The sequence below is a fragment of the Streptacidiphilus sp. EB129 genome, assembly GCF_041262645.1.
Taxonomy (GTDB): domain Bacteria; phylum Actinomycetota; class Actinomycetes; order Streptomycetales; family Streptomycetaceae; genus Streptacidiphilus.
Window position 1 is genome coordinate 51,103 of the sequence record NZ_JBGCCS010000038.1, and the last position, 14,003, is coordinate 65,105.

Here is a 14,003-nt window from a genome sequence, read left to right on the forward strand (position 1 = left end):
ATCAGGCGGCGGTGAACTGCGCGGAGTGGGCGGTGAGGCGCATGAACGCTTCCTCAAGCAGTGCGGGGCGGGCGACGGCAGGGGTGGTCGCGTACACCTCGGGGTCGGTGTGGCGCCGGATGAACTCGGTGGTGCTGCAGTCGGCGAGGAGCCGGCCGGCGCCGATCACCAGCAGGTGGTCGGCGGTGACCGCCATCTCGTTCATCAGGTGCGAGGAGACCAGCACGGCCCGGCCCTCGGCCGCGAGCCGCTTCATCAGGGTCCGGATCCACACGATCCCCTCCGGGTCGAGGCCGTTCACCGGCTCGTCGAGCAGCACGATCCGGGGGTCGCCGAGCAGCGCCGCGGCGATCCCGAGCCGCTGCGCCATCCCCAGCGAGAACCCGCCGGCCCGGCGCCCGGCCACGTCCGTGAGCCCGACCATGGCGAGCACCTCGTCCACCCGGCGTGCGGGCAGCGCCTGCGACTGCGCCAGGCACAGCAGGTGCTTGCGCGCGGACCGGCCCTTGTGGAACGCCTTGGCCTCCAGCATCGCCCCGACCTGCGCCAACGGGGCCCGCAGCTCCGCGTACGGCCTGCCGTTGATCAGCGCGGTCCCGCTGTCGGGCCGCTCCAGCCCGAGCAGCAGGCGCATGGTGGTGGACTTCCCGGCCCCGTTGGGCCCCAGGAATCCGGTGACCCTGCCGGGCTCGACGGCGAAGCTGACGTGGTCGACGACCGTCCTGCCGCCGTAGCTACGGGTGAGGCCGCACGCCTCGATCGCGGGTACCGCTGTCTGCGATGTCATGCCCACAAGCCTGCCGATCCGGGCACGGTCCCAACGAGGGCGCTGCCACCCGTCTTCAGAGGTGGGGCCAGCACGAACCACCGCCCGGGCGACGCGGGCCCGGGCTGACGTCCGTTCAGCGTTCTTTCGTCCAGGTTCCGTCCGGTTCGAACACCAGTGGTTGTCCGGGTCGATGCCGAAGGTTCGCCTGCGGGCCCCGCGCTGTTCTCGCCCCACCCGTGACACTGCTGCCCAGGCCCCGCAGACGCAACGTCCGACGGCGGGGACTCCCGGGCAAGGAGAGACATGAGCAGCATCAACCGCCGCAGGTTCATCCAGTTGACCGGCGGTACCGCCGCCGCGTCCGCGCTGTCGACCAGCATCGCGCGGGCCGCGGAGATCCCGGCCAACCGCCGCACCGGCAGCCTGCGGGACGTCGAGCACATCGTGGTGCTGATGCAGGAGAACCGGTCGTTCGACCACTACTTCGGCACCCTGCGCGGCGTGCGCGGCTTCGGCGACCCCCGCCCGGTCTCCCTGCCCAACGGCAAGCCGGTCTGGTACCAGTCGGACGGTACCAAGGACGTGCTGCCGTTCCACCCGGACGCCAAGAACATGGGCCTGCAGTTCCTGGAGGACCTCGCCCACGACTGGAACAGCACCCACCACGCCTGGAACGACGGCAAGTACGACAACTGGGTGCCCAGCAAGAGCGCCGGCACCATGGCCTACCTCACCCGCGAGGACATCCCCTTCCACTACGCCCTCGCCGACACCTTCACGGTCTGCGACGCGTACCACTGCTCGCTGCAGGGTCCCACCGACCCCAACCGCTACTACATGTGGACCGGTTACGTCGGCAACGACGGCACCGGCGGCGGACCGGTCATCAGCAACGCCGAGGCCGGCTACAACTGGACCACCTACCCGGAGCGGCTGGAGCAGGCCAAGGTCTCCTGGAAGATCTACCAGGACATCGGCACCGGCCTGGACGCCAACGGCTCCTGGGGCTGGACCAGCGACGCGTACATCGGCAACTACGGTGACAACTCGCTGCTGTACTTCGACAACTACCGCAACGCCAAGCCCGGCGACCCGCTCTACGACAAGGCCCGCACCGGCACGAACAACAGCGCCGGCCAGGACTACTTCGACATCCTGAAGGCCGACGTCAAGGCCGGCACGCTGCCCCAGGTCTCCTGGATCGTCGCGCCCGAGGCCTTCACCGAGCACCCCAACTGGCCGGTCAACTACGGCGCCTGGTACATCGCCCAGGTCCTGGACGCGCTCACCTCGAACCCCGAGGTGTGGAGTAGGACGGCGCTGTTCATCACCTACGACGAGAACGACGGCTTCTTCGACCACGTGGTCCCGGCGACCGCGCCGACCTCGCCGCAGCAGGGCGCGTCCACCGCCGACATCTCGCTGGAGGTGCTCAACCCGCCGGCCGGCAGCGGCGCCGCCGCCGGACCGTACGGTCTGGGGCCGCGCGTGCCGATGCTGGTGGTCTCGCCCTGGAGCAAGGGCGGCTACTCCTGCTCGCAGGTGTTCGACCACACCTCGATCGTGCAGTTCATCGAGAAGCGCTTCGGCGTGCACGAGCCCAACATCTCGCCGTGGCGCCGCGCGGTCTGCGGCGACCTGACCGCCGCCTTCGACTTCGGCCGCAAGGACGCCAAGGCGCCGGCGCTGCCGTCCACCGACGGCTACTTCCCGCCGGACCGGCTGCGCCACGCCGACTACGTGCCGACCCCGCCGGCCAACCCGATGCTGCCCAAGCAGGAGTGCGGCTTCCGGCCGACCCGGCCGCTGCCGTACGACCTGTCGGCGGACGCCCGTACCGACGTCCACGGCGGCGTGCTGACGGTCGACTTCATGAGCCACGGCCCGGTCGGCGCCAACTTCCACGTCACCTCGGCCACCCACCCGGGCGGCCCCTGGACCTACACCGTCGAGGGCGGCAGGAAGCTGTCCGGCAGCTGGACCGTGGGCGGCGACGCCAACGGCGGCTACGACTTCACCGTGCACGGGCCCAACGGATTCCTGCGCCGGTACGCCGGTCGGGTCGGCACCGCCGGCACGGAGATCAGCGCACGCGACGACCGCAACAGCTGCGAGCTGCGCCTGGCGCTGACCAACCACGGCCGGAGCACCGCGCGGATCACCGTCGGCAACGCCTACGACGGCAGGCGGCCGACCACCTACACGGTTCGTCCTGGCGCGACCGCCACCCACGTGGCGCACCTCGACAACACCCACGGCTGGTACGACCTGACCGTGACCTCGGACCAGGACGGCAGCTTCCGCCGCCGGCTGGCCGGCCATGTCGAGACCGGTCGTCCCAGCATCAGTGACCCGGCCATCGCCACGGCCTGAGGCATCGTCACAGCCTGAGGCATCGTCAGCCGCGTGCCCGCCGCCACCGGAAGAGGTGGCGGCGGGGGCGCCGGACGGTGACCACGCTGCTGGTCACCGTGCCGCTCAGGGTCACCAGCAGGGCGACGGGGGCGTCGGCCCCGCGCCGGACCCGCTGCGTGACCACGCCGGCGTTCACCGCGACCTCGTCCACCGCGACGGCGACGCCGGGCGGAACGATCACGGTCAGCGTGCTGCTGCGCAGGTCGAGTGCCAGATCCAGGGCCGGTCCGCCGAGCACCGCCTCGGTGAAGTCGAGCACGGCGGTGCCGGACCGGGCCTCCAGTTCCAGGCGGCGCGGAACGCTCCAGGGCCCGGTGCGTTCGATGCTGCTGCGGTGCGCCCGCAGCCGGGCCAGGTCCTTGTCGGGGCCCGCGGCCGACGGGCCGGGCGCGGGCAGATCCCGGACCAGGAGGTCCAGTTCGCCGCAGGTGCGCGCGGTCAGCGCGCTCTCCAGACGTTGGTCCAGTTCCTCGGCGTCGAGGCGGCCGTCACCGGCGGCGACGCGAAGCGCCTCCACGGTCCGGTCGCGGTCCTCGTGCGAGGCGCGGATCAGGGCGGGTGCCAGGTCGTTGGACATGAGACGCACTCTATCGCGTCATATATCGCGAGTCGAGAGGGTCGTCGGCCGGGCAGGGGGCGGTGGTCGAGCGGACCACCAGTTCCGGGCGGAACATCAGCTCCTCGGCCGGCACCTCGCCGCCCGCGATCAGCGCGACCAGCCCGCGCGCGGCCTCGGCGGCGAGCCGGTCGACCGGCTGCCGCACCGTGGTCAGCGGCGGGTCGGTGAACTCCATCAGCGAGGAGTCGTCGTACCCGACCACCGAGACTCGGGCCGGGACCGGCCACTGCCGTTCGCGCGCCGCGCGGACCACCCCCAGCGCCATGGTGTCGCTGGCCGCGACCACCGCGGTGGCGCCCCGGTCCAGCAGGTACTCGGCGGCGGAGCGGCCGCCCTCGACGGAGTAGCCCTGGCGGCGCACCCATCCGCCCGGGTCGTCGATCCCGCGCCGCTCCAGTGCCCGGAGGAAGCCGTCGACCCTGCGGTCGGCGGGCTTGTTGCCGAGCGGCCCGGCGGCCAGTCCGATCCGCCGGTGCCCCAGCTCGTACAGGTGCTGGACCGAGATCTCGGCGGCGACGGCGTCATCGGTGGAGTACGCGGGTGACGGTCGGCCGTCGTAGCGGCCGTTGACGCAGACGAAGGGGACGTGGTGGCTGGCCAGCAGCTGGTAGGTCTCCTGGTCGGCGGCCTCCAGGGTGTTGCTGGCGGACAGGAACACCAGGCCGGAGATGCCGAGCCGGAGCAGCGAGCGCACGAAGTCCCGCTCCTGCACGCCGCCGGGCAGTGCCGCGCAGGTCACCGCGCGGAGCCCGTGCGGGGCCAGCGCCTCGCTGATCCGCTCGGCCAGCGCGGCGAAGACCGCACCGGACAGGCTGGGCGTGATGACCGCGACGATCCCGTCGCTGGCCGGGCGCTCGAAGCCGGTCTCCCGGATCGCCCGCTCGACCGCCTCCCGGGCCCGGGGGGAGACCCCCGCCTTGCGGTTCACCACCCGGCTGACCGTGGCCATGCTCACGCCCGCCAGCCGGGCGACCTCCCCGAGGCCGACCTTCTCCTCGTCACCCACCGTGTCCCCGTCCTCCTCCAACTCGGTCCCGCACCCGTCCCGCCGCGACCGGCACCGGCGCTATGACCGGCACCGGCGCCGTGACCGGCACCGACTACGGCGCGTCCGTGCGGCTCAGGCTACCGAGGCCGAACGGCGGGACGGGCACCGCGTTCAGCCCCTCGGTCAGTTGCAGCCCTCCCCGGTGCACCACCCGGCCCCGGGCGTCGCGGACCTCCAGGGCGAGCGGGACCTGTGCCGGGGCCGGGGCGGTCACGTCCAGCACCACCCGGTCGGCGGAGGTGGAGTTGATCAGTGTCAGCCGCGCGCCCGGCAGCTCCGAGAGCCGGACGACGCGCTCGGCGTAGCAGGTCACCACCTGCTCGCCGTCGGCCGAGGCGACCACCGTCGGATACAGCTCGTCCGGACGCCCCGGCTCCAGTCGTCCGCCGGTCAGCGCGGGGCGCAGCTCGCGCCAGCGGGCCAGCCAGAAGGCGAGCGTCTCGCGGTGCTCCGCCGGCAGCCGGGTCAGCCGCATCGAGATCTGCGGGACGCTGTGCAGCGCGCCGTGGAACTGGCGGGCCAGCGCCTCGGGCGCGGCGTCCGGGTCCCACAGCAGCATGTCGGAGTGAACTGCGCCGCCCGGGCTGAGCAGGGCGACGTCCAGGGTGCGGATACGGTTGGCGACCGCGTCGGAGGGACAGTCCCCGGCCCGCAGCAGATTGCCGTACTGGGTCATGGCCGGGCCGATGTAGGTCTGCCGCAGCTCGATGGTGAACTCGTCGCCGCGCAGCCGGTGCAGAGCCTCGCGCAGTGCACCGAGCAGCGCGGCCATCGCCGTTCCGACATCCGCGATCCAGCCCTCGCCCGTCGCATCCGGGGTGTCCGTGCCGTCGGCGTAGACCATGGCCTCGTCCAGGAAGTCGACCTTCAGGCCGTCGAGTCCGTAGTCCCGGACTACGCGCACGCAGGTGGCCACCACGTGCTCGCGGACCGCCCGGTGGCGGGGGTCGAGCACCTGGCACTGCAGCCGGGTCGCGCAGTGCTCCGCGTACGGCCTCAACTCGCGGTAGGCGGCGCTGCGTTCGCCGAGCAGCAGCGGGGATACCCAGGCGGTGTAGCGCAGCCCGAGCGCCCGTACCCGGGCGACATGCGCGGCGAAGTCGGGGAACTTGGCGGGGTCGGGGATCCAGTCCCCGCAGCCCGCGTAGCCCCGGCCGGTGCCGAACTGCTGCCAGCCGTCGTCCAGGAACAGCTGCCCGCATCCGAGTTCGGCGGCGACCGCCGCCTCCGCCTCCACCTCGACGGCGGTGACGTCCTGGGTGAAGGAGTACCAGGTCGAGTAGACCGGCTCGCGGCCGAACTCCGGTACCGGAAGCGGCTGGTAGCCGGGGCGGACGGCGTACCAGTCGCGCATCGCGCGCAGCGCGGCGGCGACGCTCTGCGGCTCGGTGCTGATCCTGAGCCGGACCGGGGCGGACGGGCCCAGGTCGAGCGAGAGCCAGACGCCGAACCGGGCCAGTTCCTCGGAGACGCCGAAGCGCAGGGGTGTCTCCCGCACGGTGCAGTCGGCCGCGAAGGCGAACCTGCTGACGCCGGAGGAGTCGTAGAGGCAGCCGACCGGCGCCGAGTGCACCAGCGAGACCTTGCGCCAGCCGGACCAGTCGGCGGGCAGGGTCCGGGACCAGCCGCCCTGCGGATGCCAGTAGCCGACGGCGTCGCCGAGCGCCGCGTCGATCCGCAGCAGCGCCCGGGTCGGCCGGTCCGCGCTGAGCAGCAGCTCACCGGGTTCGGACTCTTGCAACCGGACGCTGCCGGGCTCGTCGCCACTGAGGGCGACCCGCACGCCGCCGAGTTCGAGGGACTGCTCACCGTCGCCCCACAGGGCGGTCGCAAAGACCGTGGACTCGCTGCTCTTCGTCACAGCGGCACCGTAGCATTGGTTTCAGAACGTTTTCGCAAACTTGATGAAACACACTCCTCGCCTTCCGGGGAGCGGGATTTGATGGCGTGGCGTCCCCCGGCCGCGCGAGTCATCCGGGCTTTCCGGACGGTGGAGCCGGATCCGCCGCCGCTCCCGCCCCGCCCAATCGACGATCCGCCCCTCGCTCCAGCGCTTCCTCGACGCTCTCACCGGTGCACCCGCATGGATCGTCGACCAGCGCGGCGACATCCTGGCCACCAACCCGCTCGGCCGGGCCCTGCTCGCTCCGTTGCTCGATGACCCGGACGCCCGGAAGAACAGCGCACGGTTCATTTTCCTCAGCCCCGCCGCGCGCACCTTCTACCCGCAGTGGGAGCGCGCCGCGGACGCCTCCGCCGCGAACCTGCGGACAGCTGCAGGGCGAAACCCACGCGACAAGGCCCTGACCGACCTCATCGGACAACTGGCGGCTCGAAGCGACGCCTTCAGCAGTCGCTGGTCGGCCCATGACGTCCGCCTGCACCGCACCGGCACCAAGCACAGCCACCATCCTGACGTCGGCGACCTCGAATTCGTCTACGAGGATGTGGAACTGCCCGATCACCCCGGATGGATGATGTTCGCCTACACGAGTGCGGCAGGATCTCCGACCGAGGAGCGGGTCAAGCTCCTCGGCAGCCTCGCCGCCACAGAAGTCGACGAGCGGGCCACCGCACCCGTCCTCCAGCCGGACGACCAGGACACTCCCACCGAGAGGTGAGCGGTTGAGCCGCTGCCTCAGTTGTAGATCGTGGCGAGGTTGTCGCGGGGTGGGGCGAGGTGGTGGGCGGCCGGGCCCTGGGCGAAGGCGGTGAGCAGGTTCTGGGTGGCCCGGGTGACGAAGGCGCCGGTGCGGGCGTCCATGCCGTGGTCGCCCCAGTCGTCGTGGGTGCCCGCCATCAGGCCCTCGACCCAGCGCATCGTGCCGGAGGCGAAGACGCCGGCTCCGCTGGGGACGGTGTAGTAGGCGGTGTCGGAGTGGCTGGCGTTGCCGTTGCAGACCAGCGGGGAGTGGGCCAGCACCTCGATCGGGCGCGGGGTCGGGTCGCCCGGGGTGACCCGGTCGTACTCGACACCGACCAGGTGCGGGAAGGAGTCGCCGGTGGAGACGCCGGTGCCCGCGTAGAGCCAGTGGTCGGCGGCGCGCACCACGTAGGGGGCGTCGGTCGGATAGCCCTCGTAGAGGACGCCGGTGAGCGAGGACTCCGGGTCGGCGCCCGGGCCGGCGCGGAAGTCGGTGGTCACGGCGGCGGGGTCGCCGCCGTAGACCGGGTCGTCCCGGTAGGCGGTCTTGTAGCAGACCACGGTGCGGCCGCCGTCCTCGAACCGGATCCGGCGGAAGCAGGTGTTGGCGCCGAGGAAGGCGACGTTGGAGCCCGCGTCCCTGGCCCGGGTCACCGCGGCGCGCTGCTCCGGCGTCCAGTACTCGTCGTGGCCGAGCGAGACCAGGGTGGCCGCGCCGGTCAGCAGCTCCGGCTGCCGGTGCACGTCGTAGCCGGTGGTGTACGCCAGCGGGATGCCGAGCCGCTCGGCCAGGACCACCAGCGCCCGCTCGTAGACCAGGAACAGGTCCGCACCGCTGCCGTCGTACGGCCGGTCGAAGGACACCGCCAGCGACCGGCTGGCGTAGGCGCCGTTGTCGCCCTGGTAGAGGCTGCTGCCGCCCCACAGGTTGTAGGCCTGCCAGGTGGCCACCCCGTGCATCAGCAGGGTCCGGCCGGCCGCGTTCGCGGAGCGCAGGACCATCGGCACATAGCGCTGGTGGCCGTTCTCGGCGTCCAGGCGCAGCAGGTAGGCGCCGGCCGGCCAGTCCGCGCCGGTGGCCACGGTGACCGTGGGCTTCCAGGCGGCGCGCACGGTACGGGTGTCCGCCGTGGTGCCGGCCGCCTGCTGGACCCGGCCGGGGATCCGCGCCGAGCGCCAGACCAGGCGCGCCTGCGCGCCGCCGTACCAGCCGATCCGGTAGGCCGAGACGGTGAAGCCGGGCGCGGTGGTGGAGACATGCAGCGCGAAGGACTGCCCCGGCAGCACGCTGACCTGGTCGGCGTACCCCTGGATCGCCTCCTGCGGGCCGCCGTCGCGGATCCGCCAGTCGGCGTTCCCGGGGCGGGCCTGCTCGACCTGCTCCGGGGCCGGCGTCGGCGTCGGGGTCGGTGCGGGGGTCGGCGGCGGAGCGGACAGCCGCGTGGTGGGGGAGTGTGCGTCGCAGCCCGGCAGTACGGTGAGCGCCGCGCCCGCGGCCGCCGCGCCGAGGAACCGCCGTCGATCAAGCCCGTCCACGCGGTGGACCTCCGTCCGTCGCCGAGACCGTCAGACAACCAGCAGGGCCCAGACTATGACGAACCGCCGTATCCGGCCGGTCGACCGGGGAGCCGATCAATGGTGATACCGGCGCGACCCGCGACGGATACGGCACCATGTGGACCATGATTCGCACGTCCGTACCCAGCGATGCCGATATACCGGTCCGGCTCGGCCGGCTCACCGCCGTCGAGCGGCGCGTCTGGCGGGCCTTCCCGCGCGGGGAGACGGTGGACCTGCGGGTCGGCGACCCGGCGCTGGACGATCCCGCGAACGCCGGCCGGTGGGGTGCCGACCGGACCGTGCGTGGCGAGGTGGTGGCCGCGCTGCTGCTCGGGGCCGGGGCGCGGACGCCGGGCTGCGTCGGTGCGGTCCGCATCGCCGGGGCCCGGATCACCGGTGAACTCGCGGTGGACCACGGCATGGTGGCCGTCCCGCTGCTGCTCCAGGCCTGCCGCTTCGACGGTCCGGTGAGCCTCGACGAGGCGGTCACCGCCTCGATCGACCTGAGTGGATCGTGGCTGACCACTTTCTCCGCCTACGGCGCGCGGGTACGCGGCTCGCTGGACCTGCACGACGCGGTGGTGCACGGCACCCCGGAGCGCGCGGTGCACGCCGACGGCATCACCGTGGACGGCAGCCTGCTCGCCGAAGGGATCACGGTCAAGGGCTCGTTCTGCGTCATCAACGCCGTGATCGGCGGTCAGGTCCAGCTGAACCGGGCCACGTTGACGAACTCCGCACCGGGCGGCCGCTCGCTCAACGCCGGCGGGATCCGGGTCGGCCGCAGCGTGCTCGCCAACGGTCTGGTGGCGCTGGGCGCGGTCCGGCTGCCGGGCGCGCACATCGGCAGCGCCCTGATCCTGGACGGCGCGACGCTGACCGACGTGGAGGACGACGCCTTCAGCGGCGCGGACATGACCGTGGCCAGCAGCGTCTACTTCCGGCGGGACCGGCCCCGGGGGAAGGTCCCGTTCACCGCCCACGGCACGGTGCGCCTGGTCGGCGCCCGGATCAGCGGCGGGCTGCACTTCAGCGGCGCGCGGCTGGAGCGGATCCCGCCGGCGGTGACGACCGCCGCGAATCCCGCCGCGAATCCGGTGGCGGCGCCCGAGGAGGCGCCGGAGGAGCGGGCCGTCATCGCGGGCAGCAGGATGGTGGTGGAGGGCAGCCTCTACCTGGGCGACGGCTTCAGCACCGAGGGCGAGATCCAGCTCACCGGCTCCCGGATCACCGGCCACCTCGATCTGCGCCGGATGGACAGCCCCGAGGCGCTGCTGACGCTCTACGCGGCCACCGCCGTCGGCGGCATCCGGGAGACCGGTTCCTGGCCGGGCCGGCTGAACCTGGACGGGTTCAGCTACGGCGCGTTCGACCGCTACCTGGGTCCCAGGGAGCGGCTCCCGCTGCTGGCGCGGATGGTGAAGCGGGACGACCCCGGCCGGGTCGGCGCCTACCGCGCGCACCCGTACGAGCAACTCGCCGCGTACTACCGGGGCCTCGGCAACGACGGCGACGCCCGGGTCGTCCTGCTCGCCAAGCAGCGGGCCCAGACCGCCCAGCTCAAGCACTGGTGGCAGCGGATCCCGGGCCATGTGCTGGACCTGCTGGTCGGCTACGGCTACCTCCCGCTGCGGGCGATCGGCTGGGCGGTGGGACTGATGGTGGCCGGCAGCCTGTACTTCAGCGAGGTGACCCCGCAGCACGTCAGCACCGAGGACCACTCGCTGTTCAACCCGGTGCTGTTCGCCGCCGACCACCTGGTCCCGGTCATCCACTTCGGCCAGCCCGACGTCTGGCAGTACCACGGGGTGGCGGCGGTGGTCACGGTGGTGCTCACCATCATGGGCTGGACGCTGGGCATCGCCATCGCGGCGGCCGCCTCCCGCGCCCTCACCCGCAGTTGACCGCTGCCACCCCGGAGCGGACGGTCAGTGCGTGCTGATGGACGTGCTGTGGATGTCGACCGGCAGCGTCGGGAAGCCGTCGCCGGGGGCGTTCTGGTCGTCCTCGCCGCCCGCCGCGATCTTCTGCAGCACGTCCATGCCGCCGGTCACCTTGCCGAAGGGGGTGTAGGCGGGGGAGAGCTTGGTGTCCTTGGTGACGAAGAAGAACTGGCTGCCGTTGGTGTTGGGACCGGCGTTGGCCATCGCCACGGTGCCGGCCGGGTAGGTGGCGCCGGCCAGGTTCTCGTCGTTGAAGGAGTAGCCGGGGCCGCCGCTGCCGGTCCCGGTCGGGTCGCCGCACTGGAGCACGTAGAGCCGCTGGGTGGTGAGCCGGTGGCAGTGGGTGCGGTCGTAGTAGTGGTGCTCGGCCAGGAAGCGGAACGAGAACGTGGTGCAGGGTGCCTGGGCGGTCAGCGCCTGAATGGTGATCACACCCTGGCTGGTGTGCATCCGGAGGGTGTAGGGCTGGGCCGCCTTCCTGGCGTCGAACACCGGGATCCCCTTGAACCGGTCGGCCGGCACGGCGGCGACGAACCCGCAGGGGTCGGCCGCGGTGGCCGTGGCCGCCGTGTGTGCCGCGCGGGGCGCGGACGCCAGGCTCTGGGTGCTGCCGGCCGCGCTGTCGGCCGAGGCCGCACCGGCAACGCCGAGGACGAGTGCGGCGGCGGCGCCGAGGGAGAGCCAGTGCTTGCGGTTCATGAGCGGAACCTCCGGATGGGTGGGGCTTGTCATGTCCCCAGAGCTTGCCATGTTCCCGGAGCCATTCCCCAGCGATCTGCCGACTATTCTGGTGCGGACGATCCTCGGCGCCCGCCCCGGCGACGCCGTCCAGCCATCGGGAGCCCCACGCCGTGTCCGAGCACCACCCCAGCCTCCGGGCCGACTGCGGCAGCTGCTTCGGACTGTGCTGCGTCGCCCTGGCGTTCACCGCCTCGGCGGACTTCGCGGTGGACAAGGCCGTCGGCACACCCTGCCGCAACCTGCGCGAGGACTTCGGCTGCGGCATCCACACCGGACTGCGGCAGCAGGGGTTCACCGGCTGCACCGTCTACGACTGCTTCGGCGCCGGACAGCAGGTCTCCCAGGTCACCTTCCTCGGCCGGGACTGGCGCTCCGACCCGGACACCGCCGAGCAGATGTTCGCCGTCTTCCCGGTGATGCGCCAACTGCACGAACTGCTCTGGTATCTGACCGAGGCGCTGGCGCTGGACGTCACCGGTCCGATCCACGCCGAGCTCGCCGAGGCGCTGGCGGAGACCGAGCGGCTGGGCGCGGGGCGTCCGCAGGAGCTGGCCGACCTGGACGTCGCGGCGCACCGGCAGGTCGTCAACGTGCTGCTGCTGCGCACCAGCGAGCTGGTGCGGGCGCAGGCGCCCCGGCAGAAGAAGGACCGCCGGGGAGCCGACCTGATCGGCGCCCGGCTCAGGGGCGCGGACCTGCGCGGGGTCAACCTGCGCGGCGCCTACCTGATCGGCGCGGACCTGCGCGGTGCCGACCTGCGGCTGGCCGACCTGATCGGGGCCGACCTCCGGGACGCTGACCTGCGCGGCGCCGACCTCACCGGCTGCCTCTTCCTCACCCAGATGCAGCTCAACGCGGCCAGGGGAGACGCCGCCACCCGGGTGCCGCCGGCGCTGACCCGCCCCGCGCACTGGTGAACCGAGTTGACCCTGGTGGCTGATCGGTTAGGTGTATTTACTCGTCGGTAAGTAGATCCTGAATGCTCATGCAGCGTTCTCGTCTTCTTACTGCGCGGTAGCTAGCGTTCGCCTGTCATGCTCTCGCTGTCAGGAGATCCCTTGTTCAAGCGCCGCCCCACCGCCGCTCTTCTCGCCGCCACCGCGGCCCTGCTGCTGGCTTCCCAGGCCCAGACCGCCCAGGCCCAGACCACGCAGCAGACCGCTTCTGGTTCGGGCTCGACCCTGTCCGTCTTCGCGTGGAACGTCGACCTCGGCACCGCCGTGGTCGACAGCGTCGAGAACGAGCAGGCGTCCCGGCGCACCCCCGTCGTCGAGAGCATCATCCGCAGCCACAACGCCGACGTCGTGGTTCTGGACGAGCTGTTCAACCACTCCTCGATCAGCGACATCGACAGCAAGCTCGCCGACCTCTACCCCTACCGCACCCCGGTCGTCGGCCAGACCTGTTCCGGTGGCGGCTGGAACGGCATCAGCGGTGACTGCTCCAACTCGCCGTTCGTCATCAACGGCGGCACGATGATCCTCTCCAAGTACCCGATCACCGCCCAGTACGCCCACGTCTTCAGCAACTCCACCTCGGGCACCTGGGACTACGACGCCAACAAGGGCGCCGCGCTGATCAAGGTGAACAAGAACGGCGTCAGCACCTGGGTCGTCGGCACCCACCTGCAGGCCGACCAGTCCAACACCTCCACGGACACCACCCAGTCCACCCGCCTCGCCCAGCTCGGCGAGATCCGCACCTGGGTCGACGGCATCGTCGGCAGCAGCGCCCCGGTCCTGATCGGCGGCGACCTCAACGTCGAGTACGTGCACGGCGCCGCGCGCGGCGACTACGACAACGCCCAGGCCGCCGTCAACGGCTTCCTCGGCACCCCGGCCACCACCCCCGGCCAGACCCTCAGCACCATGGACTGCACGGTCTCCGCCTGGTGCCAGTACATGTCCGGCGTCGAGAGCTTCCCGGTGGACTACGCCGACGACCTCGACTACCTGGGCTACCTGAACGCCCCCGGCCGCCCGGTGCCCACCGTGCAGCCGACGGTGAACATCGACTTCGACCCGCAGGCGGGCTGGACCACCGGCCAGCTCGACACCAACTCGCCCAGCGACCACTACCCGGTCGAGACCACCTTCCAGCTCGGCTGATCCGACCGCTGACGTGCCGCAGGGGCGGGGGGGGCCCCCGCCCCCCCCCCCCCCGCCCGGGCCCCCCCCCCCGCCCGGGGGCCCCCCCCCCCCCCGCCCGGCGGGGCCCCCCGGGCACCCCCGGGGGCCCCCCGGCCGTCGTCGCTCAGTGTGACC

The 14,003-nt window shown here is 72.3% G+C and carries 11 protein-coding genes; 5 read left to right on the plus strand and 6 right to left on the minus strand.

Annotation, left to right across the window (positions count from 1 at the left end):
- Window position 1: 1 nt before the first annotated feature.
- A complete protein-coding gene (locus tag ABH925_RS31760) occupies window positions 2-787 on the minus strand; it encodes an ABC transporter ATP-binding protein (RefSeq protein WP_370153619.1) in 786 nt (261 codons plus the stop codon).
- A 285-nt stretch (window positions 788-1,072) separates the two neighbouring features.
- On the opposite strand from ABH925_RS31760, the gene ABH925_RS31765 reads away from it, so the two are divergent.
- Window positions 1,073-3,142 carry a phosphocholine-specific phospholipase C gene (locus ABH925_RS31765; RefSeq protein ID WP_370153622.1) on the plus strand — a complete coding sequence of 690 codons (2,070 nt, stop codon included), beginning with the start codon at window positions 1,073-1,075 and terminating at the stop codon, window positions 3,140-3,142.
- A gap of 25 nt (window positions 3,143-3,167) precedes the next feature.
- On the opposite strand, the gene ABH925_RS31770 is transcribed toward ABH925_RS31765, so the two are convergent.
- The 3 genes from ABH925_RS31770 to ABH925_RS31780 form a co-directional block, all read right to left on the minus strand.
- Entirely contained in the window at window positions 3,168-3,761 is a 594-nt protein-coding gene (locus ABH925_RS31770; protein ID WP_370153623.1) for a DUF1707 domain-containing protein, read from the minus strand.
- 10 nt (window positions 3,762-3,771) lie between these two features.
- Window positions 3,772-4,809 (minus strand): LacI family DNA-binding transcriptional regulator, encoded by a 1,038-nt coding sequence (locus ABH925_RS31775; protein WP_370153625.1) that lies wholly within the window; start codon window positions 4,807-4,809, stop codon window positions 3,772-3,774.
- 94 nt (window positions 4,810-4,903) lie between these two features.
- Window positions 4,904-6,712, minus strand: coding sequence for a glycoside hydrolase family 36 protein (locus ABH925_RS31780; protein ID WP_370153626.1), 1,809 nt, complete (start codon window positions 6,710-6,712; stop codon window positions 4,904-4,906).
- 172 nt (window positions 6,713-6,884) lie between these two features.
- Here ABH925_RS31780 and ABH925_RS31785 point away from each other — a divergent pair, with 172 nt between their 5' ends.
- On the plus strand, window positions 6,885-7,472 hold the full coding sequence (locus ABH925_RS31785; RefSeq protein ID WP_370153639.1) for a hypothetical protein: 588 nt from the start codon (window positions 6,885-6,887) through the stop codon (window positions 7,470-7,472).
- Between the two features lie 17 nt (window positions 7,473-7,489).
- Here the strand turns inward: ABH925_RS31785 and ABH925_RS31790 are convergent, their stop codons facing one another.
- A complete protein-coding gene (locus tag ABH925_RS31790; protein ID WP_370153628.1) occupies window positions 7,490-9,031 on the minus strand; it encodes a N,N-dimethylformamidase beta subunit family domain-containing protein in 1,542 nt (513 codons plus the stop codon).
- Between the two features lie 146 nt (window positions 9,032-9,177).
- Between ABH925_RS31790 and ABH925_RS31795 the strand changes: the two genes are divergently transcribed.
- A complete protein-coding gene (locus tag ABH925_RS31795) occupies window positions 9,178-10,959 on the plus strand; it encodes a hypothetical protein (RefSeq protein ID WP_370153630.1) in 1,782 nt (593 codons plus the stop codon).
- A gap of 24 nt (window positions 10,960-10,983) precedes the next feature.
- Here the strand turns inward: ABH925_RS31795 and ABH925_RS31800 are convergent, their stop codons facing one another.
- The gene (locus ABH925_RS31800) at window positions 10,984-11,697 is read right to left on the minus strand and encodes a peptidylprolyl isomerase (RefSeq protein WP_370153632.1); all 714 of its coding nucleotides are present in this window, start codon (window positions 11,695-11,697) and stop codon (window positions 10,984-10,986) included.
- A 152-nt stretch (window positions 11,698-11,849) separates the two neighbouring features.
- Between ABH925_RS31800 and ABH925_RS31805 the strand changes: the two genes are divergently transcribed.
- The gene (locus tag ABH925_RS31805; protein ID WP_370153634.1) at window positions 11,850-12,656 is read left to right on the plus strand and encodes a pentapeptide repeat-containing protein; all 807 of its coding nucleotides are present in this window, start codon (window positions 11,850-11,852) and stop codon (window positions 12,654-12,656) included.
- A gap of 141 nt (window positions 12,657-12,797) precedes the next feature.
- Window positions 12,798-13,847, plus strand: coding sequence for a sphingomyelin phosphodiesterase (locus ABH925_RS31810; RefSeq protein ID WP_370153636.1), 1,050 nt, complete (start codon window positions 12,798-12,800; stop codon window positions 13,845-13,847).
- The last annotated feature ends 156 nt before the right edge of the window (window positions 13,848-14,003 follow it).